This is a genomic window from Burkholderia sp. Ed8, from assembly GCF_040761425.1.
Taxonomy (GTDB): Bacteria; Pseudomonadota; Gammaproteobacteria; order Burkholderiales; family Burkholderiaceae; genus Burkholderia; species Burkholderia seminalis.
Genome location: NZ_CP142886.1, coordinates 3,724,706 through 3,748,421, shown reverse-complemented (window position 1 = coordinate 3,748,421; position 23,716 = coordinate 3,724,706). Strand labels below are relative to the sequence as shown.

The window sequence follows — 23,716 nt, the reverse complement described above, 5'->3', positions numbered from 1 at the left end:
CGGCCGCTCGACAAGGAATCAGAATGACCGACACCATGTTGTTCGCGGACCACGCCTACCTGCCCGACGGCTGGCGCCGCAACGTGCTGCTGCGCTGGGACGCGGCCGGCACGCTGACCGGCGTGACGCCCGATACCGATGCGCCGGCAGACGTCGCGCGTGCGGCCGGCCCGGTGCTGCCCGGCATGCCGAACCTGCATTCGCACGCATTCCAGCGCGCGATGGCGGGGCTCACCGAATACCGCGCGAATCCCGCCGACAGCTTCTGGAGCTGGCGCGACCTGATGTACCGCTTCGCGCTGAAGATCACGCCCGACGCGCTCGCGGCGATCGCACGCTGGCTGTACGTCGAGATGCTCAAGTGCGGTTACACGTCGGTGTGCGAATTCCACTACGTGCATCACGCACAGGACGGCTCGCGCTATCCGCAGCTCGCGGAGCTCGGCACGCGCGTCGTCGATGCCGCACGCGCCGCCGGCATCGGCATCACGATGCTGCCCGTGTCGTACCAGTTCGCCGGCTTCGGCAACAAGCCGCCGCGCGACGACCAGCGCCGCTTCATCAACACGCCCGACGGGCTGCTCGAACTGCTCGACGCGATGCGTCGCGCGGCGCCCGAGCACGGCGGCCTGCGCTACGGCGTCGCGCCGCACTCGCTGCGCGCGGTGTCGGAGAACGGGCTGCGCACGCTGATCGACGGGCTGCCCGACGACGCGCCCGTTCACATCCATATCGCCGAGCAGACGGCCGAAGTCGACGACTGCGTGCGCGCGTACGGCGCGCGTCCCGTCCAATGGCTGCTCGATCGCTTCGACGTCGATGCGCGCTGGTGCCTCGTGCACGCCACGCACGTCGATGCGACCGAGACGGCCGCGCTCGCGAGGCGTCGCGCGGTCGCCGGCCTGTGCCTGACGACCGAAGCGAACTTGGGCGACGGCGTGTTCCCGGCCGTCGACTATCTCGCGCAGGGCGGCGTGATCGGCGTCGGCTCGGACAGCCACGCCTCGGTCGATTGGCGCTCGGAGCTGCGCCTGCTCGAATACGGGCAGCGGCTCGTGCACCGCGCGCGCAACGTGCTGGCGAGCGAGTCGCAGGCACACGTCGCCGATCGCCTGTTCGACGCATCGCTCGCGGGCGGCGCACAGGCGAGCGGGCGGCGTGTCGGCGCGCTGCGCGAAGGCTGCCGCGCCGACTGGCTGGTGCTCGATCCCGATCATCCGGCGATCGCCGAACATGGCAGCCCGTCGTGGCTGTCGGGCATCGTGTTCGCCGAACACGGCGAGACGCCCGTGCTCGACGTCTACACGGGCGGCGAACGCGTCGTGAGCGGCCGCCGCCATCGCGACGAAGACGCTGCATACGCGGACTACCGCGCCGCGCTGGCGCAACTGCTGCGCTGACACGCGGCAACCGGCGCGCGTGCGTGCGCCGGCCGACTCTTACGGTGAGGCGACATGACTGAACAACCGGCTGTATTCACGCTGAAGCAGGGCACGCTGCCGCTGCTGATCTCGATTCCGCACGCAGGCACGCACATCCCCGAGGACATCGCGGCGACGATGACGCCCGACGCGCGCTTCGTCGACGATTGCGACTGGCATCTCGAGCGGCTGTACGGCTTCGCGGCCGATCTCGGCGCATCGATCCTGGTGCCGTCGCACGCGCGTTACGTCGTCGACCTGAACCGTCCGCCCGACAACGAGAACCTGTACCCGGGGCAGGACACGACGGGGCTCGTGCCGGTCGATACGTTCGACAAGGCGCCGCTCTATCCGGCGAATGCGCTGCCCGGCAACGACGAGATCATGCGTCGCCGCGACCGCTACTGGCTGCCGTATCACGACGCGCTGCAGCGCGAGATTGCACGCCTGAAGCGCGAGCACGGCCGCGTGCTCGTGTGGGAAGCGCATTCGATCCGCTCGCATGTGCCGCGCTTCTTCGACGGCCGCCTGCCGGACTTCAATTTCGGCACGTCGAGCGGCGCGAGCGCCAAGCCCGGTCTCGCGGAGGCGCTGGCCGCGCGCGTGCTCGCACACGGCGGTTATACGGCCGTCGCGAACGGCCGCTTCAAGGGCGGCTACATTACCCGTCACTACGGCGTGCCCGACACCGGTGTCGAAGCCGTGCAGCTCGAGCTGTCGCAGATCACCTACATGGAAGAGACGCGTCCGTACGCGTACGACGAAGCGCGCGCCGCGCGGATTGCACCGCTGTTGCAGACGCTCGTCGAAACCGCGCTCGCGCATCGCTGAGCGCGGGCCGCTCGCATGCGGCAGCGCGGCGGAGCAGGGCGTCGCGGCCCGCCGGCATGCAGCAGGCGCGCCGACGCAATGCACAACACGGCATCGATCGCGGGGATCGATGCCGTTTTTTTCATCTGATCGATGTCGTCGTCGGTGCCTGAAAATTTGACGCAATTTTTAGGTGATATAAGCTGAATGTCAGGAAGTCGTCACGCGCGCACCGGCGGCGAGGGCATCGACGATGGCCGTACCGTGCCGGAATGCGCTGCGAGACACCTTGCCGACGTGTCGCCGCGCGGCTTTGCCGCATGCGCTTGATCGCGACGCGTGTCCTGCCTCCTTCAGTCAGTCGAGTACGATCGTGAAAGCCGCCAGCCCTTCGATACGCCGGACGCGAAGTCCGTCGGCGGGCGCGCCGCCTCAGGCCGGGCCGAACCGGCATGCTGAATGCGGCACGCGTGCCGCCCCTTTACGCGAACCTCGTTTCTTCGCCATTTCCCATCGCGGCCCGCGCCGCTTCAACCTCGTGACCGCGCAGGTGTTCAGCGCGGTGCAGTGCGACGGCAGCGCATCGTTGTTGCCCTAGCGTCTTGTTCCGCTTCCGTTGCGGGCCGCACCGCGGCTTGCCGCATCGTTCGCGCGGCCGGATCGCGCATGCGCTCGCGCTGCGCGACGGCACGCGCGTGCGGCGCAGCCGCCGGCCTTCGTCGTCCCGTGCGCACGCATGCGGCGCGCGATTACCGGAGAGGGAGGGAGGCTCATGCGTGCGCGCCCGATCGTAGCCGTCACCGCCGACCGCATCCTGCGCGGTGCGCATCCGAATCACACGGCCGGCGAGAAGTACCTCGCCGCGCTCGTCGACGGCGCCGGCGCGCTGGCGTTGGTGCTGCCCGCGCTCGGCGCGCGCCAGCCGCCCGACGCGATCATCGCGGCGGTCGACGGGCTGCTGTTTACGGGCAGCTATTCGAACGTCGAGCCGCATCATTACGGTGGCGCCGCGAGCGCACCCGACACATTGCACGATGCCGCGTGCGATGCGACCGCGTTGCCGCTGATCCGCGCGGCGATCGAGGCGGGCGTACCCGTGCTCGCGATCTGCCGCGGCATGCAGGAGCTGAACGTCGCGTACGGCGGCACGCTGCATCAGCGGCTGCACGCGACGAACGGCTTCGACGATCATCGCGAACGGGCGGCCGATCCGCTCGAGCGGCAGTATGGTCCCGCGCACGTCGTGCAACTCGCGCCGGGCGGCCTGCTGCAGCGGGTCGCGCGCGGCGTGCACGAGGCGACCGTCAATTCGCTGCACGACCAGGGCATCGCCCGGCTTGGCGCGGGGCTCGTCGTCGAAGCGAGCGCGCCCGACGGGCTCGTCGAGGCCGTCAGCGTGCGCGGCGCGCGCGCGTTCGCGCTCGGCGTGCAGTGGCATCCCGAATGGCGCTACGCGGAACAGCCGCTGTCGCGCGACATCTTCGCGGCATTCGGCGCGGCGTGCCGCGCGCGCATGACGCGCCGCATTCATGCAGCCGGCGGCGCGATCGCGTCGCCGAGCGCATCCGACGTCGACTGAACGAGGCCGATCATGCAACCCGAACTGAGCGAATTCCTGCGGCAGCACCGCATCACCGAGGTCGAGGCGATCATCCCCGACATGGCCGGCATCGCGCGCGGCAAGATCATTCCGCGCAACAAGTTCGAATCAGGCGAATCGATGCGCCTGCCGCAGGCCGTGATGGTGCAGACCGTGACCGGCGATTATCCGGAGGACGGCACGCTGACCGGCGTGACCGATCCCGACATGGTGTGCGTGCCCGATCCGTCGACGATCTGCCTGATTCCGTGGGCCGTCGATCCGACCGCGCAGGTGATTCACGACTGCGTGCATTTCGACGGTTCGCCGGTCGAGATCTCGCCGCGCTACGTGCTGCGCCGCGTGCTCGACCTGTACGAGGCGAAAGGCTGGAAGCCCGTCGTCGCGCCGGAACTCGAGTTCTATCTCGTCGACATGAATGCCGATCCCGACCTGCCGCTGCGCCCGCCGATCGGCCGCACGGGACGCGCGGAAACCGGCCGCCAGTCGTATTCGATCGAGGCCGTCAACGAGTTCGATCCGCTATTCGAGGACATCTACGAGTACTGCGAAATGCAGGGCCTCGATATCGAGACGCTGATCCACGAAGTCGGCGCCGCGCAGATGGAGATCAACTTCGTGCACGGCGATGCGCTGCCGCTGGCCGACCAGGTATTCCTGTTCAAGCGCACGGTGCGCGAGGCCGCGCTGCGCCACAACATGTACGCGACCTTCATGGCCAAGCCGATGGAAGGCGAGCCGGGATCCGCGATGCACATTCATCAGAGCCTGGCGGACATGCGCACCGGGCGCAACCTGTTCGCCGACGAGGACGGTTCCGTGTCGCCGCTGTTCCGCAGCTATCTCGCGGGGCTGCAGAAATACACGCCGGCGCTGATGCCGATCTTCGCGCCGTACATCAACTCGTACCGCCGGCTGTCGCGCTTCATGGCCGCGCCGATCAACGTGCAGTGGGGCTACGACAACCGGACGGTCGGCTTTCGCATCCCGCAGTCGAGCCCCGTCGCGCGCCGCATCGAGAACCGCATTCCGGGCGTCGACTGCAACCCGTACCTCGCGTTCGCCGCGACGCTCGCGGCCGGCTATCTCGGCATGACGCAGCAGCTCGCGCCGACCGAGCCGATTGCCTCAGACGGTTACGACCTGCCTTACCAGCTGCCGCGCAATCTGGAAGAGGGCATCTCGCTGATGGCCGCGTGCGAGCCGCTCGCCGGCATTCTCGGCGACAAGTTCGTGAAGGCCTATCTGGCGCTGAAGGAAACCGAATACGAAGCGTTCTTCCGCGTGATCAGCTCGTGGGAACGCCGCCATCTGCTGCTGCACGTCTGAACGTGCGGCGCCGTTTCATGGAGGAAACATGACCGATCGACACGAAGCCCGCTCGCCGCACTCGACCGCCGAATACCGCGCGCTCGACGCCGCGCACCACATCCACCCGTTCTCGGACATGGGCGCGCTGAACCGCGCCGGCAGCCGCGTGATCGTGAAGGCCGACGGCGTCTACCTGTGGGATTCGGACGGCAACAAGGTGATCGACGGGATGGCCGGCCTGTGGTGCGTGAACGTCGGCTACGGCCGCAAGGAACTCGCCGACGCCGCGTATCGCCAGTTGCAGGAACTGCCGTTCTACAACACCTTCTTCAAGACCACGCACCCGCCGGTGATCGAGCTGTCCGCGCTGCTCGCGGAACTGACGCCGGCCGGCTTCAACCACTTCTTCTACTGCAACAGCGGCTCGGAAGGCAACGACACCGTGCTGCGCCTCGTGCACCAGTACTGGCGCGTGCAGGGCAAGCCGCAGAAGAAGTTCGTGATCTCGCGCAAGAACGGCTACCACGGCTCGACCATCGCGGGCGGCACGCTCGGCGGGATGGGCTACATGCACGAGCAGATGCCGTCGAAGGTCGAGCACATCGTGCATATCGACCAGCCGTATTTCTTCGGCGAAGCGCAGCCGGGCGAGACGCCGGAAGCGTTCGGCCTCGCGCGCGCGCAGCAGCTCGAGGCGAAGATCCTCGAACTCGGCGCGGAGAACGTTGCCGCGTTCATCGGCGAGCCGTTCCAGGGCGCGGGCGGCGTGATCTTCCCGCCGTCGACGTACTGGCCGGAAATCCAGCGGATCTGTCGCAAGTACGACATCCTGCTCGTCGCCGACGAGGTGATCGGCGGCTTCGGGCGCACCGGCGAATGGTTCGCGCATCAGCACTTCGGCTTCGAGCCGGACCTGATCACGATGGCCAAGGGCCTCACGTCGGGTTATGTGCCGATGGGGGCGGTCGGCATTCACGAGCGCGTGGCGCGGCCGATCATCGACAACGGCGAATTCAATCACGGCCTCACGTACTCGGGCCACCCGGTGGCTGCGGCCGTCGCGGTCGCGAACCTGAAGCTGCTGCGCGACGAAGGCATCGTCGAGCGTGTGAAGACCGATATCGGGCCGTATTTCCAGCGTCGGCTGCGCGATGCGCTGGGTGACCATCCGATCGTCGGGGAGATCGCGGGCGCGGGGCTCGTCGCAGGCGTTCAGCTTGCGCGCGATCGCGGCCGGCGCGAGCGGTTCGGTGCGGACGTCGATATCGGCACGATCTGCCGCGACTTCTGCTTCAACGGCCACCTGATCATGCGCGCGACCGGCGACCGGATGCTGCTGTCGCCGCCGCTCGTGATTCGCGAGGCGGAAGTCGACGAGATCGTCGACAAGGCGAAGCATGCGTTCGATGCGACGGCGGAGCGGGTGGGGCGGTGAAGCGAATCGAACGCGGGGCGTCGATCACGCGGAGTCGAAGCGCTGGTGATCGAATTCGATGATGCGCGCGACACACTCGGCGATGGATATCGTCCCGGTCTCGACGACGAGATCGGGCGCCTCGGGCGCCTCGTAAGGATCCGAGATGCCGGTGAACCGGCGTGTCTGACCGGTGATGGCCTTCGCGTACAGGCGTTTCGGATCGCGTGCGGAGCAGGTCGCGATATCGGAATTCAGATAGATCTCGCTGAAGCGTGCGTCGCCGACGATGTCGCGGGCCAGTTTCCGGTCGGCTGAATACGGGGAAATCAGCGCGACGATCACGACGATCCCCTGGTCGTTCAACAGCTTCGCGATTTCGGCGGTGCGCCGGCAGTTCTCCGCGCGATCGTCGCGCCGGAAGCCGAGATCACGCGAGACGCCCGAGCGCAGCTCGTCGCCGTCGAGAATGCAAACCGGGATGCCGTGCGCGCGCAAGTGCGCAGCGATCTCGCGCGACAGCGTGGACTTGCCGGCGCCGCTCAGGCCGGTCAACCACAGGGTGTGTGAATTCGGCGATGTCATGGGATAGGTCGCGACGGTATCGAGCGGCCGTGCAAGCCGCGTTCCGGAGCCGTTCGTCTTGATGGGATTCGACCATCGGTGCCGCGCGACGGGCCGGTCATGTCGGCAGATTCTAGTCAGCCGTGATCCGTGCGCTATGACTGATTGGTTACCGACTATTACGTCGTGGATGCGAGTGCGCGCCCGCGTCGAGTGATTGATGCCGGGTAGTGAGTCTCACGATCGCGACGCGCAAAACGAAAAGGCCCTGCGTCGTGAGACGCAGGGCCTTGAATTCTTTGGTGGGCGGTACTGGGATCGAACCAGTGACCCCTGCCGTGTGAAGGCAGTGCTCTACCGCTGAGCTAACCGCCCAAAGAAGCTGAAATTATGTCAGGGCTTTGAGGGTCTGTAAAGCCCTTTCTGCAAATTTTTTCGAATGTCCGTCGGCACCCGCCGCCGACCGCCCGTTCAGCCCGCGAGCGCGGGCAGCCCGTCGATCGATGCGCGCACGTAGTCGGCGAAGCGTAGCGCGACCGGCTCGGCGGTGCCGCTGCGCTTGAGCGCAAGCGTGCGCGATTCAAGCGACGCATCCTTCAGCGGCCGGAACGCGAGCCGGTCGCTCTTCGCCTGCTGCAGCACGCGCGGCACCAGCGCCACCCCCATCCCGAACTCGATCATTGACAGGATCGTCTGCCACAGCCGCGCTTCGTGGCGGATCAACGGACTGAATCCCGCGTTCACGCACTGCGCGATGATCAGGTCGTGATAGTGCGGCGCCGCTTCGCGCGGAAACAGGATGAACGGTTCCGTCGCAAGCGCGGCGAGCGCGACTTGTCTGCGCCGCGTGAGCGGATGCGCGGCCGGCAGGCAGCACACGAATGGCTCCGCATAGACGGGCACCGATTCGACTTCGGGCGGGAAGTGGCCCCAGTGCGCATAGCCGAGATCGATCTGGCCACGCTGGATCGCCTGTACCTGCGCATGCGTGTTCATCTCGCTCAGCACGACCTCGACGCCCGGGTAGTCGGTTTCGAAGCGCCGTACCGCGTCGGGCAGCCCGCGATACAGCATCGAATGGACGAAGCCGATCCGCAGCCGGCCCGCGAGGCCCGACGCGGAGCGCACCGTCAGGCGCTCGGCCTCGGCCGCCTGCAGCAGCAGCCGGCGTGCCTCGCCGAGCAGCACCTCGCCCGCGTTGGTCAGCGCGACGGTCTTGTTGGTGCGCGAGAAGAGCTGCACGCCGAGCGTGTCCTCGAACTTGCGGATGTCGAAACTCAGCGCCGGCTGCGAGATGAACAGGCGCTTCGCCGCGCGCCCGAAATGCAGCTCCTCCGCGACCGCCACGAAATAGCGCAATTGCCTCAGTTCCACGGTGTCTCCTCCTGGCGTCGCCATCGATAAGCGACATCTATCGTACCGGATGAATCCTGTATTGGACGCTTATCGATCGCGCGCCTACGCTCTGCGGAAGGTTTCGCGCGGAGCCGGCAGCGGGCGGCGGCGCCCGGCCGGATCAACGCGCAGGCAACTCAGGAGACAACTCGCATGAACGACACCGCTGGCGCGCCGGACCCCGGCACATCCAACATCCCCGACAGCCGGGGCATCAATTTCTTCACCGCCGACACCGACCTCGGCGCGTTGCTGAAGCTGCACCTCGGTGATGCGCACTATGCCGAACTCGAGCCGCAACTGCGCGCGCTCGGCGCACGCGTGTCCGGCGAACTGGACGAATGGGCATCGCGCGCGGACAAACATCCGCCCGTGCTCGAGCATCGCAACCGGCGCGGCGAGGCCGTGCAGCGGATCGACAAGGATCCCGCGTATGTCGCGCTCGAACGCGTTGCGTATGCGGAGCTCGGGCTCGCGTCGATGAGCCACGGGGCGCAATCCGTGCCGCCGCTCGTCAAGTACGCGCTGACGTTCCTGTTCGTGCAGGCGGAGTTCGGGCTGTGCTGCCCGGTCAGCATGACCGACTCGCTGACGCGCACGCTGCGCCGCTTCGGCGATCCGGCGCTCGTCGCGCGTTATCTGCCGATGCTCGCGTCGCGCGACTTCGACACGCTGTACCAGGGGGCGATGTTCATGACCGAGCAGGCGGCCGGCTCCGACGTCGCGCGGATCGCGACGCGCGCCGCGCGCGAGACGGACGCGCACGGCGGGACCGTCTGGCGCCTGACCGGCGACAAGTGGTTCTGCTCGAACGCGGATGCCGACCTCGCGATGGTGCTCGCGCGGCCCGACGGCGCGCCGGACGGCATCAAGGGCCTCGCGCTGTTCCTGCTGCCGAAGACGCTGCCCGACGGCACGCGCAACCGCTACCGGATCGTGCGCCTGAAGGACAAGCTCGGCAGCCGTTCGATGGCGAGCGGCGAGATCGTGCTCGACGGTGCGCAGGCCTGGCTGATCGGCGAGATCGGCCGCGGCTTTCACCAGATGGCCGACATGATCAACATGTCGCGGCTGTCGAACGGCGTGCGCGCGGCGGGGCTGATGCGGCGCGCGCTGAACGAGGCGCTGCACGTCGCCGCGCATCGCGAGGCGTTCGGCCGCAAGCTGATCGAGATGCCGCTGATGCAGCGCCAGCTGATGAAAATGCTGCTGCCGGCCGAGGCTGCCCGCGCGATGTTCATGCAGATCGCGTTGCTGCTGCCGCAGGCCGACGCCGGTGACGAGCAGGCCGCGCGCTGCGTGCGGATCCTGACGCCGCTGATCAAGTTCCGCGCGTGCCGCGATGCGCGCCGCGTGACGGGCGACGCGATGGAAGTGCGCGGCGGCACCGGCTACATCGAGGAATGGAGCGATGCACGGCTCGTGCGCGATGCGCATCTCGGCTCGATCTGGGAAGGCACGAGCAACATCGTCGCGCTGGACGTTGCGCGGGCCGCGCAGCGCGAGCACGCACTCGACGCGCTGCGCGCGTTCCTCGGCGACCGGCTCGGCGCGGCACCGCTGCCCGACGCGAGCCGCGCGGCGCTGCGGCGCATCCTCGCGCGCGCATGCGATGCACTGGCGCGAGTCGCGGCGGACGGCGACGACGCGCACGTGCGGCAGGCCGCGTCCGCGTTGTACTACGCGAGCGCGGCCGTGCTGATGGCCTGCGAGGGCGTGCGGCTCGCGCCGGATTTCCGGCGTCTCGCGCTCGCGCACCTGCTCGTGCGCCACAAGCTGCTGCCGGTCGATCCGCTCGCGCCGGCGTTGCGCGACGACGAGTCGGCCGCGTTCGATGCGTTGCTGCGCGGCACGCCGGTTGCGCTCGACACGGCGCTCGACCTGCTGCCGGAGGTCGAACGATGAGCGCAACGAACGTAACGAACGTAACGCGCGCGTCACGCGGTGCGCTGGACGGCCTGAAAGTCGTCGACCTGAGTCGTGTGCTCGGCGGCCCGTACTGCACGCAGGCGCTCGCCGACCACGGTGCGACGGTGGTCAAGATCGAGCCGCCCGCCGGCGACGAAACACGCGGCTGGGGGCCGCCGTTCCTCGGCGACACGGCCTGGTACTTCATGGGCGTCAACCGCAACAAGGAAGGGCTGGCGCTCGACCTGTCGCGCGACGAAGGGCGCGCGATCCTGTGGCGCCTGCTGGAAGAGGCCGACGTGCTGGTCGAGAACTTCAAGCCCGGCACGCTCGCGCGCTGGGGGATGGACTATGCGCGCGACCTGCAGCCGCGCTTTCCGCGCCTGATCCATTGCGCGGTGACGGGCTTCGGCGACGACGGCCCGCTCGGCGGGCTGCCCGGCTACGACGCGGTGATCCAGGCGATGGCCGGGCTGATGAGCGTCAACGGCGAGCGCGACGGCGACGCGACGCGCATCGGCCTGCCGATCGTCGACATGGTCACGGGGCTCAACGCGCTCGCCGGCATCCTGCTCGCACTCGCGGAGCGCGAGAAAAGCGGGCAGGGGCAGTCGATCGACATCGCGCTGTACGACTGCGGTGTATCGCTGCTGCATCCGCACCTGCCGAACTTCTTCGGCTCCGGGCGCGTGCCGGAGCGCAGCGGCAACGCGCATCCGAACATCGCGCCCTACGACAGCTACCGCACGGCGACCGTGCCGATCTTCCTCGCGGTCGGCAACGACCGGCAGTTCGCGCGGCTCGTCGCGCATCTCGGTGCGCCGGCGCTCGCGGGCGACGCGCGCTTCGTCGATAACCGCAGCCGCTGCGCGCACCGGCCCGCGCTGAAGGCCGAACTGGAAGCGCGGCTCGCCGCGCACGCGTGCGAGCCGCTCGCGCGCGACCTGATGGCGGCCGGCGTGCCGTGCGGGCCGGTGCGGACGGTGGCCGAGGTCGCGCACGATCCGCATGCGCTGCACCGTAACCTGTTCGTCGAAATCGGCGCGTATCGCGGCACGGCGTCGCCGGTGAAGCTGTCGCGCACGCCGGCCACCTATCGGTCGGCACCGCCCGCGCTTGGCCGCGACACGCGCGCGGTGCTCGACCGGCTCGGCGTCGATCGTGCGCTTCAGCAGCAACTGCTCGACGCCGGCGTGCTGAAAACGGCGCCGGACCCGGCGCCCGGCTGACATCACGCCGCCGGCCGGCGGCGCGATGCCGGCCACCCGGGAAAGGCGCGCGCGAGTCGCGCCCCCGATCACCCAACAGGAGACATCGATGAGCCGTCCGCAATCCCCGAGCGCCGCGCTGCCGCGGCCTGGCCGCGCCGCCTTCGCGGCGTTCGTCGGCACCACGATCGAGTGGTACGACTTCTACATCTACGGCACGGCCGCGGCGCTCGTGTTCGGCAAGGTGTTCTTCGCGAGCACGATGGACCCGGGCGTCGCGACGCTGCTCGCGTTCGTCACGTTCTGGGCCGGTTTCGCCGCGCGGCCGCTCGGCGGCATCGTGTTCGGGCATCTCGGCGATCGCGTCGGCCGCAAGACCGCACTCGTGATCACGCTGATGATGATGGGCCTGGCGACGACCGGCATCGGCCTGCTGCCCGGCTATGCGCAGATCGGCGTCTGGGCGCCGGCCGGCCTCGTCGTGCTGCGGGTGCTGCAGGGCATCGCGGTCGGCGGCGAGTGGGGCGGCGCGGTGCTGATCGCGAGCGAAAACGCGCCGAAGCACCGCAGCATCCTGTATGCGGCGTTCGCGCAGCAGGGCTCGCCCACCGGCAACCTGCTCGCCACCGCCGCGTTCTTCGCGCTGAGCGCGCTGCCGACGCCGTCGTTCCTGACGTGGGGCTGGCGCATTCCGTTCCTGCTGTCGGCCGTGCTCGTGATCATCGGCATGGTGATCCGTCTGAAGCTCGAGGAATCGGCCGACATGCAGCGCGTGCTCGCGCGCAAGCGCACGGTGAAGCTGCCGCTGCGCGACGTCGTGCGCGATCACTGGGTGGTCGTGCTGCTCGCGGCCGGCACCTTGCCCGTGATCAACGTCACGTATTTCCGCAGCACGTTCGCGCTGTCGTGGGCGACGAAGGAACTCGGCTACGCGCAGGGCACGTTCCTCGGCATCCTGTCGATCTCGCTCGTCGTGCAATTCCTGATGCAGCCGGTCGGTGCATGGTTCGTGTCGAAGGTCGACATGCGGCGCGCGATGTGCTGGATCCTGATTCCGGAAATCGTGCTGATGCCGGTGATGTTCCATGCGCTCGCGACGCGTTCGTACGGGGTCGCCGTCGCGGGCATGTGCATCTCGACGATTCCGTCGGCGATGTTCTACGGCGCGGTCGGCGGCGTGCTCGCGCGCGTGTTTCCGGCGAACATCCGCTATACGGGCCTGTCGCTCGCGTACCAGTTGAGCGCGCTGGTCGTCGGCGGCGGCACGCCGGTGCTCGCGCAGGCGATCCTCAACGCGACGGGCAGCATCGTCGGCGTCGCGGTCGCATCGGGGCTCTACGCGCTCGTGTCGCTCGTCTGCATGCTGGCGTTGCTGAACCGCACCGGCTATCGCGCCGACGAACTGTCGACGGCCGAACGCAGCGATGCGGCGGAATGGGGCACCGAAGGCGGCAGCGCCGACAGCGCGAGCGGCGGCGCGCAACAGCCGGGCGACGGCGGCACGCTGAAACCGGCGGGTTGACGCACGCCGGGCGCATGCGCCCGAAAGAAAAACGGCACCGTGCGGGACACGGTGCCGTTGTTCGTCGGATCATGCGGCCGCGCTGCCGGCGCCGCGCGTCACGTCATCAGCCTTCCGTCGGCGGCACGTAGCCGGACGCCTGGTCCGCGCCGTCGCCGAAGAAGTATTTTTCGGTCTGCTTCATCAGGTACTGGCGCGCACGCGGGTCGGCCATGTTCAGGCGGTTTTCGTTGATCAGCATCGTCTGCTGCTTGAGCCAGCCCTGCCATGCTTCCTTCGAGACGCTCTCGTAAATGCGCTTGCCGAGTTCGCCCGGCAGCGGCGGGAAATCGAGGCCTTCGGCTTCCTTGCCGAGCTTCGCGCATTGGATCATTCGAGCCATCGTGTACTTCTCCTGTAATCGAACTGGGGGGAGGGCAGTCGTGCCTGCGCTCAGAGCTGCTTCATCAGCACGAGCGACTTGCGCTGCCAGTTATAGAGTTTGCGACGGTCTTCCGGCAGGTCGTCGACACTGACCTTGACGAAGCCGCGCTTGAGGAACCAGTGCTCGGTGCGCGTCGTGAGCACGAAGATGTGCGTGAGGCCGCGCGCGCGGGCGCGCTGCTCGATGCGCTTGAGCAGGCGTTCGCCGTCGCCCGAGCCCTGCGCTTCCGGCGCGACCGTCAGGCACGCCATCTCGCCGATCTTCTCCTGCTGGTACGGGTACAGCGCCGCGCAGCCGAACAGCACGCCATCGTGCTCGATCACCGAGAAGTGGTCGATGTCGCGTTCGATCTGGTGGCGGCCGCGTCGCACCAGCGTGCCGTCGGTCTCGAGCGGCTCGATCAGCGACAGGATGCCGCCGACGTCGTCCGGCGTCGCCTCGCGCAGGCTTTCGAGGTTCTCGTACGAGATCATCGTGCCGACGCCGTCGTGCAGGAACAGTTCGAGCAGCATGCTGCCGTCGAGTGATTGCGGAATCAGGTGCGCCCGCGTCACGCCGCCGCGGCACGCGCGGATCGAGTGCTTCAGGAAGAACGCGTCGTCGCCCTGGATGTTGCCGGAATCGAGCAGCTCGGCCGCCGCGTCGAGCGACATTTCGCGGATCAGCCCGCCTTCGTCGTCGACGATGCCCGGCGCTTCGGTCAGGAAGATGATCTTGTCGGCGCGCAGCGCGATCGCGGCCGCCGACGCGACGTCTTCCATCGACAGGTTGAACGCCTCGCCGGTCGGCGAGAAACCGAGCGGCGACAGCAGCACGAGCTTGCGGCTCGCGAGCGAATGACGGATCGATTCGGCGTCGATCTTGCGCACGATGCCCGTATGCGCGAAATCGACCCCGTCGAGAATCCCCACCGGCCGTGCCGTGACGAAGTTGCCCGACACGACGCTGATGTGCGCGTGCGCCATCGGCGAGTTCGGCAGACCCTGGCTGATCGCGGCCTCGATGTCGAGACGCACTTCGCCGGCCGCTTCCTTCGCGGATTCGAGCGCGCGCGCATCGGTGATGCGCAGGCCGTGCGAAAACTCGGATTCGACACCGTGCAGGCTCAACTGCTCCTCGACCTGCGGGCGCGAGCCGTGCACGAGCACGATCTGGATGCCCATCGCCTGCAGCAGCGCGATGTCGGACACGAGCGCGTTCAGCAGCCCCTGCTGCACCACCTCGCCGCCGAACCCCACGACGAACGTGCTGTTGCGGAACTTGTGGATATAGGGCGCGACGGAGCGCATCCAGTCGACGAATTGCGCGTGGCTGGCGGCCGAATCGTCGGCGGCCGGCGGCGTCGCGGCGCTGGTCTGGGCGGGGGGGAGGTCGGTTTGGGAATTCATGGGCGGGATTATAATGCGCCCCCATGTCGAATGTTTCTAAAAGTCCCGCGCCGACGCGGGCCAATACGCCGTCGGCCAGGCACCCGGATGGTGCGGCCGACGCACGCGGGCAGCAGGGCCAGCCGCCGCGCCAGCAGCAGAACCAGCCGGCGGCCCCGCCGGCACACGCACCGCGCGGGCCGCGCGGCGACGAACGGCGCGGCGACGCGCGCCAGCCGGCCGCGAAGGGCGTACCGCAGGCATCGGGCGAGCGCGCCCCGCGCCGCGAGCGTCCGCCGCGAGCGGTCGTCGCGCCGAATCCCGTCCCGCCGATCACGTACCCCGAAAGCCTGCCCGTGTCGGGCAAGCGCGACGAAATCGCGCGCGCGATCGCCGGTCATCAGGTCGTCATCGTCTGCGGCGAAACGGGTTCGGGCAAGACCACGCAGTTGCCGAAGATCTGTCTCGATCTCGGCCGCGGCCTCGGCGCCGGCGGCACGGGCCTGATCGGCCATACCCAGCCGCGCCGGCTCGCCGCGTCGTCGACCGGTCGCCGGATCGCCGAGGAGCTCGGCACGCCGTTCGGCGAGGTGGTCGGCTACAAGGTGCGCTTTACCGACAATCTCGCGCCGGGCGCGTCCGTGAAGCTGATGACCGACGGCATCCTGCTCGCCGAGACGCAGACCGACCCGCTGCTGAAGGCGTACGACACGCTGATCATCGACGAGGCGCACGAGCGCAGCCTGAATATCGATTTCCTGCTCGGCTACCTGAAGGAAATCCTGCCGAGGCGGCCGGACCTGAAGCTGATCGTCACGTCCGCGACGATCGACGCCGATCGCTTCGCGCGCCATTTCGGCACCGACGAGCACCCGGCGCCCGTGATCGAGGTGAGCGGGCGGCTGTATCCGGTCGAGATGCGTTACCGCCCGGTGGCCGAGGATCGCCCGGCGGTGAAGCATGCCGAAGGCACGGGCGGCCGCGACCGGGTGAAGACCGCGCGCGAAGCCGAGCGCGACCTGATGGACGCGATCGTCGACGCGGTCGACGAGCTGTGCCGCGAGGGCCCCGGCGACGTGCTGGTGTTCCTGCCCGGCGAGCGCGAGATCCGCGAGGCGGCCGAGGCGCTGCGCAAGCACCATCCGCCGCACACCGAGATCCTGCCGCTGTTCGCGCGGCTGTCGGCGGCCGACCAGGACAAGGTGTTCAAGGCGTCGAACGCGCGCAGGATCGTGCTCGCGACCAACGTCGCCGAAACCTCGCTGACGGTGCCGGGCATCCGCTACGTGGTCGACACCGGCCTTGCGCGCGTGAAGCGCTATTCGTACCGGAACAAGGTCGAGCAGCTGCAGGTCGAGTCGATCTCGCAGGCGGCCGCGAACCAGCGCGCGGGCCGCTGCGGCCGCGTGGCCGACGGCGTCTGCATCCGCTTGTACGAGGAAAGCGACTACCAGGCGCGCGCGCGCTTCACCGATCCGGAAATCCTGCGCTCGTCGCTCGCGTCGGTGATCCTGCGGATGAAGTCGCTGCACCTGACGGCGATCGAATCGTTCCCGTTCCTCGAACCGCCGCCCGGCCGCGCGATCGCGGACGGCTACCAGTTGCTCAACGAGCTCGGCGCGGTCGACGACGACAACGCGCTGACGCCGCTTGGCCGCGAACTCGCGCGGCTGCCGCTCGATCCGCGCGTCGGCCGGATGATTCTCGCCGCGCGCGACCAGCAGTCGCTGCGCGAGGTGCTGATCATCGCGAGCGCGCTGTCCGTGCAGGACCCGCGCGACCGGCCGATCGACGCGCAGGAGCAGGCTGACCAGGCGCACCGCCGGTTTGCCGACGAGCGTTCCGAATTCCTGCAGTGGCTGAAGATCTGGGCATGGTTCGAAGAGGCCGTCGCGCACAAGAAGTCGAACCGCCAGCTCGTCGACGCGTGCCGCCAGAATTTCCTGTCGCACCTGCGGCTGCGCGAATGGCGCGACGTCCATTCGCAGTTGCTGACCGTCGTGCGTGAGCACGGCTGGCGCCTGAACGAAGTCGAGGCGACCTACGAACAGGTCCATCTGGCCCTGTTGACGGGGCTGCTCGGCAACCTCGGCCTGAAGGCCGACGACGATCCGCACTATCTCGGCGCGCGCGGCATCAAGTTCTACCTGTGGCCGGGCTCCGCGCTCGCGAAGAAGGCCGGCCGTTGGGTGATGGCGGCCGAGCTCGTCGAGACGAGCCGGCTGTACGCGCGCTGCCTCGCGAAGATCGAGCCCGAATGGGTCGAGAAAATCGGCGCGCACCTGCTGAAGAAATCGCTGTCGGAGCCGCACTGGGAAAAGCGTCCGGCGCAGGTCAGCGCGTACGAGCGCGCGACGCTGTACGGGCTGCCGATCTACCATCGCCGGCGCGTCGCGTTCGGCAAGCAGGATCCGGCGCGTGCCCGCGAGCTGTTCATCCGTGGTGCGCTGGTCGAAGGCGAGTTCGACACGAAGCTCGCGTTCTTCGCGCACAACCGCAAGCTGCTCGCCGACATCGAGCAGCTCGAGCACAAGTCGCGCCGTCAGGACGTGCTGGTCGACGACGAGCTGATCTACGCGTTCTACGACCAGGCGATTCCCGAGGGGATCCACACGGGCGCGGCGTTCGAGCGCTGGTATCGCGACGAAGTGAAGAAGGGCGGCCAGCCCGAGGACAAGCTGCGGCTGCTGTACCTGTCGCGCGACGACCTGATGCGCCACGAGGCGGCCGGCGTGACGACCGAGCTGTTCCCGAAGCGCGCGACGATGGCCGGCGTCGAGATGGCCCTCACGTACCACTTCGAGCCCGGCACGCCGCGCGACGGCGTGACGCTCGCGGTGCCGCTGTACGCGCTGAACCAGGTCGATGCGCGCCGCTGCGAGTGGCTCGTGCCGGGGATGCTGAAGGAAAAGGTGCAGCTGCTGCTGAAGTCGCTGCCGCAGAAGCTGCGCCGGCACTGCGTGCCGCTGCCCGAATACGCGGCCGGCTTCGTCGAGCGGATGGGGCGCGAGCGCTTCGGCGCGGGCGGGCTCGTCGAGGCGCTGATCGCCGACGTGCGCGGCGAGACGCAGGTCGCGATGAAGACGGCCGACTTCAAGCTCGAGACGCTGCCCGCGCACCTGTTCATGAATTTCAAGGTGATCGACGAGCACGGCCGCCAGCTGGCGATGGGGCGCAATCTCGCGCAGCTTCGCCAGGAGCTCGGCGCGCAGGCGCAGCAGCAGTTCCAGAAGATCGCGGCGGCGTCGACGATCGCGACGGGCGGCGATGCCGATGCGGGCCAGCCGGTCGGCCAGGCGCCGGCGGCGGCCACGGCCGGTGCCGCCGGCCGTAACGCGAAGGCAGGCAAGGGCGCGGCGCCGCAGACGGCCGCGCCGGCGGAAGCCGGCGCGACGGCGCTGTACGAGAACCTGACGACGTGGAATTTCGGCAAGCTGCCCGAACTGCTGGAAATCCGCCGGCGCGGCCAGACGCTGTACGGCTACCCAGCGCTCGTCGACCGCGGCACGCATTGCGACGTCGAGGTGTTCGATTCGCCGGAGGAGGCCGCACGCATCCACCGGGCCGGCTTGCGGCGGCTGTTCGCGCTGCAGCTGAAGGAGCCGATCAAGTTCCTCGAGAAGAACCTGCCGGGCCTGCGCGAGATGGCGATGCAGTACATGTCGCTCGGCACGCAGGACGAGTTGCGCGACCAGCTGATCGATACGGCGCTCGACCGCGCGTGCCTGCAGGACCCGCTGCCCGACGACGACGCAAGCTTCCACGCGCGCCGCGACGAGGGCCGGAGCCGCCTGAACCTGCTCGCGCAGGAAATCGCGCGGCTGGTCGGCCAGATCCTCGCCGAATACGCGGGGCTCGTGAAGAAGCTCGCGCAGGCGAAGCCGTTCGCGCAGGCCCATGCGGACCTGCAGCAGCAGCTCGCCGCGCTGGTCGGCAAGCGCTTCGTGATCGACACGCCTTACGCGCAGCTTGCGCATTTCCCGCGCTACCTGAAGGGCATCGCGCTGCGCATCGACAAGCTGAAGGCCGATCCGGCGCGCGACGCGAAGCAGTCGGCCGACCTGCTGCCGCTTGTCCAGCAGTACCAGCGCGCGGTGTCGCAGCGCGGCGGCGTCGCCGATGCGCGGCTCGCGGAATTCCGCTGGCTGCTCGAAGAACTGCGGATTTCGCTGTTCGCGCAGGAACTGCGCACGCCGATGCCTGTCTCTGTCAAGCGTCTGCACAAGGTCTGGGAGTCGATGCAGCGCTAGCGCAACATCGGCGTCCCGGGCCCGCCGCGGCGGACGGCCCCGGCCGGCCGTACGGTGCCTGCCGCGGCGGCTCGTCCGGCCGCCGCGGCGTGCGTCGAAGTGGCGCAATACCGACCGCCGTCAACCGGCGCGGCCGGTTGAACGTTTTACAATGACGGTTGTTCCTCGACGTGAGTCTTCATGCGCACTTTCCTTTCCCTCGGCCGCACGCTCGCGCTGGCCGCCGCCGTACTGGCGCCCGCCGCACACGCGAATAACGTGATCGTCCTCAACTCGGCCGAAGCGACGCTTTCCCTGATCGACCAGCAGACCCGCGAGGTCGTCAGCACGATGCCGACCGGCAAGGAGCCGCATCACCTGATGGCGACGCCCGACAATGCGTCGCTGATCGTCGCCAATTCGGTCTCGAACAGCCTGATGTTTCTCGATCCGAAGACGGGCAAGCTGCAGCGCACCGTCGAAGGGATCGACGATCCTTACCAGCTCGGCTTCTCGCCGGACCGCAAATGGTTCGCGGCGGCAGGCCTGCGGCTCGACCGCGTCGACATCTACGGTTACGACGGCCGCGACCTGCACCTCGTGAAGCGCGTGCCGCTCGCGGTGATGCCGAGCCACCTCGCATTCACGAAGGACAGCAAGACGCTGCTCGTGTCGCTGCAGGTGTCCGGCGAGATCGCGGCGATCGACCTGCCGACGCAGACGGTCAAGTGGAAGATGAAGGTCGGCAAGGTGCCGGCCGGCCTGTGGCTCACGCCGGACGACAAATTCCTGCTGGTCGGGATGACGGGCGCGGATTACGTCGCGGTCGTCGACTGGCGCAACCAGAAGGTCGTCAAGCAGATCTACACCGGCAAGGGCGCGCACAACTTCCGCTCGCTCGCCGACGGCACGCACGTCGCGGTGACGAACCGCGTCGCGAACACGATCAGCATCATCGACGAGAACACGCTCACCAACGTCGGTGACATCACCGGCCTGCTGCCGGGCCCCGACGACATGGAACTGTCCGCCGACAAGAAGACGCTGTGGGTGACGTTCCGCTTCGCGAAGAAGGTCGGGATCATCGACCTGGCGTCGCGCAAGCTGGTGCAGACGATCGCCGTCGGCCGCTCGCCGCACGGCATCTACTTCTACGACCGCGCGCCGTGGAAGGCGGCGAACGGCGCGTGACGGGCGGAGGCGAGCGATGCTGCACCTGATCGATGCGTTCGTGTCGGACATCCAGACCTGGCTGTACGTCGACGTCGTGCAGCCGCTCCTCTTCAAGTTCAACCTGATGGACTATGACGAGGACACCTACGACGCGCTGTACTGGGTGATCATCGGCGCGTTGCAGATGGTGCTGATGTTCGCGTTGCTGCGCCCGCTCGAGGCGCTGCTGCCGGTCGAACGCTGGAAAAACCGCCGCGCGGTGCGGGTCGACGTGATCTACACGGCGATCTCGAAGCTCGGCATCTACACGCTGTTCTTCTTCTTCGCGCTGCAGCCGGTGTTCGACAGCTTCCAGTCCTGGCTGCGCCTGCACGGCGTCGCGAACGTCAATCTCGACTACCTGTGGCCGGGTGTGACCTCGCAGCCGATCGTCGCGTTCGCGATCTACCTCGTCGTGCTCGACTTCGCCGGCTACTGGTATCACCGCTGGCAGCACAAGTTCGGCATCTGGTGGGAGCTGCACGCGGTCCATCACAGCCAGCGGCAGATGTCGCTGTGGTGCGACGACCGCAACCACCTGCTCGACGACGTGATCCAGTCGTGCTTTTTCGCGGCGATCGCGCTCGTGATCGGCGTGACGCCGTCGCAGTTCGTCGTGCTGACCGCGTTCACGAACTTCATGCAGAGCATCCAGCATACGAATGCGCGCCTGTCGTTCGGCTGGCTCGGCGAGCGCCTGCTCGTCAGCCCGATCTTCCATCGGCGCCACCATGCGGTCGGCTACGGTCACGAAGGCACCAAGTACGGCTGCAACTTCGGCGTGCTGTTCCCGTGGTGGGACATGATGTTCGGTACCGCGTCGTGGAGTCGCACGGTCGAGCCGACCGGCATCCGCGAGCAGGTCGAGGGCGTGTCCTACGGCGACGGCTTCTGGTCGCAGCACGGCCTCGCGTTCGTGCGGATCTTCCGGCGTCTGTTCCCCGCGAAGCGCGGCGCGGCGTCGGCCTGACGCGATCCCGCTCCCGTTGAACGGCATTCCCACACGACCCGCATGCGCTTCGGCGCATGCGGGCCGTGTGGTTTATCCTTTCCCCGTTTTTCTCCGTCGATACAGGTTCGCATGAACGACTTGCTGCGCTCCTTCGTCCGGGCGATCGCCAGCGCGCTGCACCCGCGCATGCTGTGGCTCACCCTGATGCCGTTCGTCGTCTCGGCGCTGCTGTGGGGCGCCGTGCTGTGGTTTTCGTGGCAGACGCTGCTGGATCTCGCGCGCGGCGCGCTCGACGGCTTCGTGCTGACGGCCGCGCTGTATCGCGCGTTCGATGCGATCGGCATGTCGCAGCTGCACGCGGTCGTCGCGCCGTTCGTGGTCGTGTCGCTCGCGATTCCGCTGATCGTGCTGACCGTGCTGCTGCTGATCGCGACGATCTCGATGCCGGTCGTGATCAAGCACCTGTCGAACCGGCAGTTCGCGGCGCTCGAGCCGAAGCGGGGCGGTACCTTTTTCGGCAGCGTGTTCAATTCGCTCGGCGCGGCGCTGGTCGGCGTCGTGCTGCTCGTCGTCACGATCCCGCTGTGGCTGATCCCGCCGTTCTTCGCGCTGCTGCCGCCGGTGATCTGGGGCTGGCTCACGTACCGCGTGATGACCTACGACGCGCTCGCGCTGCACGCGAGCCGCGACGAGCGCCGCGCGCTCGTGCGCCGCCACCGCTGGCCGCTGATCGGCATCGGCGTCGCGACCGGGCTGCTCGGCACCGTACCGACCTTCGTATGGGTGTCGTCGGTCTGGATGATGGTGCTGTTTCCATTCGTCGCGGCGGCCATGATCTGGGTTTACGCTTTCATCCTCGTCTTCTCGGCGCTGTGGTTCGGGCACTACTGCCTGCGCGCGCTGGAGGACCTGCGCGCGAGTGCGCGCGCCACCGCAATCGACATGGGGCAGGCATGAGCATCGGCATCATCATCATCGGCGACGAAATCCTTTCGGGCCGGCGGCAGGACAAGCATCTGGCGAAGGTCATCGAACTGCTCGGCGCGCGCGGCCTCGCGCTCGACTGGGCCGAATACGTCGGCGACGATCCGGCGCGCATCACGGCGACGCTCGCGCGTGCGATCGCGTCGGGCGACATCGTGTTCTCGACGGGCGGAATCGGCGCGACGCCGGACGACCACACGCGCCAGTGCGCGGCCGCCGCGCTCGGCGTGCCGCTCGAACTGCATCCGGAAGCGAAGGTGCTGATTTCGGAGCGGATCCGCGAAACGCATACCGATCCGGCCACGCCGGTCGACTTCGATTCGCCGGAGAACCAGCACCGCTTCAACATGGGCGTGTTCCCGGCGGGCGCGACCATCATCCCGAACGGCTATAACCGCATTCCCGGTTTTTCGGCCGGCGACCTGCACTTCGTGCCGGGTTTCCCGGTGATGGCCTGGCCGATGATCGAATGGGTGCTCGACACGAAGTACGCGCACCTGCATCACGCGACGCCGCACGCGGAGCGCTCGCTGTACGTGTTCGAGCTGCCGGAATCGACGCTCACGCCGCTGATGGAGCGCATCGAGCGCGATTTCCCGGGCGTGCGCGTGTTCAGCCTGCCGAGCGTCGGCGATGCGGAGCGCGGCGGCATCTATGCGCGCCGTCACATCGACCTCGGCGTGAAGGGCGAGCCGGAAGCCGTCGCGGCCGCGTTCGTGAAGCTGCGCGAAGGCGTGCACCTGCTCGGCGGCGACGTCGTCGAGCCCGATACGCCGCGCGCCTGAGCGGCCCGCCACGCGGCCGCAAAAAAGCACGGGCCGCGCAACGCGGCCCGTCATCGGCATGTCATCGCCCGGCTCGACGATGAGGCTGTCGCCGCCGAGCGTCGTGCTTCGTCAGGCGCCGATCCACGGCAGTTTGCGGAAGCACCAGCCGTCGACCGTCTTGCGGTGGCCTTCGGCGTCCTTCGCGCCCTCGAAGCCTTCGAGCAGGTCGAACGCCTTCGTGAAGCCGGCCTGCGCGGACGCGACCGCGGCGAGCTTCGAGCGCGCGGCGCTGCGGCACAGGAACAGGATCGGCGTATCGGCCGGGAGGGCCGCCTTCAGTTCGTTGACGAATTCGGCGTTCGGCACGCCGCCCGGGTAGCGCGTCCATTCGAGGTGCAGGTACTGGCCGTCACCGACGAGCGGGCGGCCGATCCAGTCGAGTTCGGCGCGCGTGCGCACGTCGACGAGGCGCGCGGACGGGTCGAGCTGCAGCAGTTCGAATGCCTCGACCGGCAGCAGCGCGCCGGCGTAGTTGAGCGCGCCTTGTGCGCGGCGTTCGTCGGCCTTCGCGTAAAGCTGGTCGAGCGTACTCATGGCAGGGAGTCTCCGTATCGGTCAAACGAACATT

Annotated in this window: 18 protein-coding genes and 1 tRNA gene; 13 read left to right on the top strand and 6 right to left on the bottom strand. The window is 68.4% G+C overall.

The features are described from left to right. The first annotated feature begins 23 nt into the window (after window positions 1-23). The 5 genes from VXM69_RS31215 (at window position 24) to VXM69_RS31195 (ending at window position 6,577) form a co-directional block, all read left to right on the top strand. Window positions 24-1,400 (top strand): formimidoylglutamate deiminase, encoded by a 1,377-nt coding sequence (locus VXM69_RS31215; RefSeq protein WP_124610087.1) that lies wholly within the window; start codon window positions 24-26, stop codon window positions 1,398-1,400. A 54-nt stretch (window positions 1,401-1,454) separates the two neighbouring features. Next, window positions 1,455-2,252: an N-formylglutamate deformylase gene (hutG, locus tag VXM69_RS31210; RefSeq protein WP_034190389.1), complete on the top strand. Its 798-nt coding sequence runs from the start codon at window positions 1,455-1,457 to the stop codon at window positions 2,250-2,252. Window positions 2,253-3,003: 751 nt separating this feature from the next. Further along, window positions 3,004-3,810, top strand: coding sequence for a gamma-glutamyl-gamma-aminobutyrate hydrolase family protein (locus VXM69_RS31205; RefSeq protein ID WP_367189743.1), 807 nt, complete (start codon window positions 3,004-3,006; stop codon window positions 3,808-3,810). Window positions 3,811-3,822: 12 nt separating this feature from the next. Beyond that, window positions 3,823-5,160, top strand: a complete 1,338-nt coding sequence (locus tag VXM69_RS31200; protein WP_034190391.1) for a glutamine synthetase family protein — start codon at window positions 3,823-3,825, stop codon at window positions 5,158-5,160. A gap of 28 nt (window positions 5,161-5,188) precedes the next feature. Next, window positions 5,189-6,577: an aspartate aminotransferase family protein gene (locus VXM69_RS31195; protein ID WP_367189742.1), complete on the top strand. Its 1,389-nt coding sequence runs from the start codon at window positions 5,189-5,191 to the stop codon at window positions 6,575-6,577. Between the two features lie 24 nt (window positions 6,578-6,601). Here VXM69_RS31195 and cysC read toward each other — a convergent pair whose 3' ends face one another. The 3 genes from cysC to VXM69_RS31180 form a co-directional block, all read right to left on the bottom strand. Then, a complete protein-coding gene (gene cysC / locus VXM69_RS31190) occupies window positions 6,602-7,141 on the bottom strand; it encodes an adenylyl-sulfate kinase (protein ID WP_367189741.1) in 540 nt (179 codons plus the stop codon). A gap of 279 nt (window positions 7,142-7,420) precedes the next feature. Continuing rightward, window positions 7,421-7,495 (bottom strand) — tRNA-Val (locus tag VXM69_RS31185). A 96-nt stretch (window positions 7,496-7,591) separates the two neighbouring features. After that, the gene (locus VXM69_RS31180) at window positions 7,592-8,494 is read right to left on the bottom strand and encodes a LysR family transcriptional regulator (protein WP_069706954.1); all 903 of its coding nucleotides are present in this window, start codon (window positions 8,492-8,494) and stop codon (window positions 7,592-7,594) included. Window positions 8,495-8,668: 174 nt separating this feature from the next. Between VXM69_RS31180 and VXM69_RS31175 the strand changes: the two genes are divergently transcribed. From VXM69_RS31175 to VXM69_RS31165, 3 genes are all read left to right on the top strand, one after another. Further along, window positions 8,669-10,420, top strand: coding sequence for an acyl-CoA dehydrogenase family protein (locus tag VXM69_RS31175; RefSeq protein ID WP_069706955.1), 1,752 nt, complete (start codon window positions 8,669-8,671; stop codon window positions 10,418-10,420). Next, window positions 10,417-11,652, top strand: coding sequence for a CaiB/BaiF CoA transferase family protein (locus tag VXM69_RS31170; RefSeq protein WP_367189740.1), 1,236 nt, complete (start codon window positions 10,417-10,419; stop codon window positions 11,650-11,652). The genes VXM69_RS31175 and VXM69_RS31170 overlap by 4 nt, the downstream gene beginning before the upstream one ends. A gap of 88 nt (window positions 11,653-11,740) precedes the next feature. Further along, window positions 11,741-13,153 (top strand): MFS transporter, encoded by a 1,413-nt coding sequence (locus tag VXM69_RS31165; RefSeq protein WP_200089546.1) that lies wholly within the window; start codon window positions 11,741-11,743, stop codon window positions 13,151-13,153. Between the two features lie 106 nt (window positions 13,154-13,259). Here VXM69_RS31165 and VXM69_RS31160 read toward each other — a convergent pair whose 3' ends face one another. After that, window positions 13,260-13,535 carry an oxidative damage protection protein gene (locus VXM69_RS31160; RefSeq protein ID WP_006478357.1) on the bottom strand — a complete coding sequence of 92 codons (276 nt, stop codon included), beginning with the start codon at window positions 13,533-13,535 and terminating at the stop codon, window positions 13,260-13,262. 50 nt (window positions 13,536-13,585) lie between these two features. After that, window positions 13,586-14,965 carry an amino-acid N-acetyltransferase gene (gene argA / locus VXM69_RS31155; RefSeq protein ID WP_034188966.1) on the bottom strand — a complete coding sequence of 460 codons (1,380 nt, stop codon included), beginning with the start codon at window positions 14,963-14,965 and terminating at the stop codon, window positions 13,586-13,588. A gap of 23 nt (window positions 14,966-14,988) precedes the next feature. On the opposite strand from argA, the gene hrpA reads away from it, so the two are divergent. The 5 genes from hrpA to VXM69_RS31130 all read left to right on the top strand — a co-directional run bounded on the left by hrpA (window position 14,989) and on the right by VXM69_RS31130 (window position 23,106). Next, window positions 14,989-19,194, top strand: coding sequence for an ATP-dependent RNA helicase HrpA (hrpA, locus tag VXM69_RS31150; protein WP_367189738.1), 4,206 nt, complete (start codon window positions 14,989-14,991; stop codon window positions 19,192-19,194). Window positions 19,195-19,374: 180 nt separating this feature from the next. Next, window positions 19,375-20,364, top strand: coding sequence for a beta-propeller fold lactonase family protein (locus tag VXM69_RS31145; RefSeq protein ID WP_034188964.1), 990 nt, complete (start codon window positions 19,375-19,377; stop codon window positions 20,362-20,364). A gap of 16 nt (window positions 20,365-20,380) precedes the next feature. Next, window positions 20,381-21,355 carry a sterol desaturase family protein gene (locus tag VXM69_RS31140; protein WP_034188963.1) on the top strand — a complete coding sequence of 325 codons (975 nt, stop codon included), beginning with the start codon at window positions 20,381-20,383 and terminating at the stop codon, window positions 21,353-21,355. Between the two features lie 111 nt (window positions 21,356-21,466). After that, complete coding sequence (locus tag VXM69_RS31135; RefSeq protein WP_034188962.1) at window positions 21,467-22,294, top strand: EI24 domain-containing protein; 828 nt, start codon at window positions 21,467-21,469, stop codon at window positions 22,292-22,294. Beyond that, complete coding sequence (locus tag VXM69_RS31130) at window positions 22,291-23,106, top strand: molybdopterin-binding protein (RefSeq protein WP_049034902.1); 816 nt, start codon at window positions 22,291-22,293, stop codon at window positions 23,104-23,106. The genes VXM69_RS31135 and VXM69_RS31130 overlap by 4 nt, the downstream gene beginning before the upstream one ends. Window positions 23,107-23,217: 111 nt before the next feature. Here VXM69_RS31130 and VXM69_RS31125 read toward each other — a convergent pair whose 3' ends face one another. Further along, a complete protein-coding gene (locus tag VXM69_RS31125; protein WP_006478364.1) occupies window positions 23,218-23,682 on the bottom strand; it encodes a rhodanese-like domain-containing protein in 465 nt (154 codons plus the stop codon). Window positions 23,683-23,716: the final 34 nt, after the last annotated feature.

What these genes read in the sequence shown, in the direction of transcription:
- VXM69_RS31215 (WP_124610087.1), top strand. Translation starts at nt 24, where the DNA reads ATGACCGACACCATGTTGTTCGCGGACCACGCCTACCTGCCCGACGGC.
- hutG (WP_034190389.1), top strand. Translation starts at nt 1,455, where the DNA reads ATGACTGAACAACCGGCTGTATTCACGCTGAAGCAGGGCACGCTGCCG.
- VXM69_RS31205 (WP_367189743.1), top strand. Translation starts at nt 3,004, where the DNA reads ATGCGTGCGCGCCCGATCGTAGCCGTCACCGCCGACCGCATCCTGCGC.
- VXM69_RS31200 (WP_034190391.1), top strand. Translation starts at nt 3,823, where the DNA reads ATGCAACCCGAACTGAGCGAATTCCTGCGGCAGCACCGCATCACCGAG.
- VXM69_RS31195 (WP_367189742.1), top strand. Translation starts at nt 5,189, where the DNA reads ATGACCGATCGACACGAAGCCCGCTCGCCGCACTCGACCGCCGAATAC.
- cysC (WP_367189741.1), bottom strand. Translation starts at nt 7,141, where the DNA reads ATGACATCGCCGAATTCACACACCCTGTGGTTGACCGGCCTGAGCGGC.
- VXM69_RS31175 (WP_069706955.1), top strand. Translation starts at nt 8,669, where the DNA reads ATGAACGACACCGCTGGCGCGCCGGACCCCGGCACATCCAACATCCCC.
- VXM69_RS31170 (WP_367189740.1), top strand. Translation starts at nt 10,417, where the DNA reads ATGAGCGCAACGAACGTAACGAACGTAACGCGCGCGTCACGCGGTGCG.
- VXM69_RS31165 (WP_200089546.1), top strand. Translation starts at nt 11,741, where the DNA reads ATGAGCCGTCCGCAATCCCCGAGCGCCGCGCTGCCGCGGCCTGGCCGC.
- VXM69_RS31160 (WP_006478357.1), bottom strand. Translation starts at nt 13,535, where the DNA reads ATGGCTCGAATGATCCAATGCGCGAAGCTCGGCAAGGAAGCCGAAGGC.
- argA (WP_034188966.1), bottom strand. Translation starts at nt 14,965, where the DNA reads ATGAATTCCCAAACCGACCTCCCCCCCGCCCAGACCAGCGCCGCGACG.
- hrpA (WP_367189738.1), top strand. Translation starts at nt 14,989, where the DNA reads ATGTCGAATGTTTCTAAAAGTCCCGCGCCGACGCGGGCCAATACGCCG.
- VXM69_RS31145 (WP_034188964.1), top strand. Translation starts at nt 19,375, where the DNA reads ATGCGCACTTTCCTTTCCCTCGGCCGCACGCTCGCGCTGGCCGCCGCC.
- VXM69_RS31140 (WP_034188963.1), top strand. Translation starts at nt 20,381, where the DNA reads ATGCTGCACCTGATCGATGCGTTCGTGTCGGACATCCAGACCTGGCTG.
- VXM69_RS31135 (WP_034188962.1), top strand. Translation starts at nt 21,467, where the DNA reads ATGAACGACTTGCTGCGCTCCTTCGTCCGGGCGATCGCCAGCGCGCTG.
- VXM69_RS31130 (WP_049034902.1), top strand. Translation starts at nt 22,291, where the DNA reads ATGAGCATCGGCATCATCATCATCGGCGACGAAATCCTTTCGGGCCGG.
- VXM69_RS31125 (WP_006478364.1), bottom strand. Translation starts at nt 23,682, where the DNA reads ATGAGTACGCTCGACCAGCTTTACGCGAAGGCCGACGAACGCCGCGCA.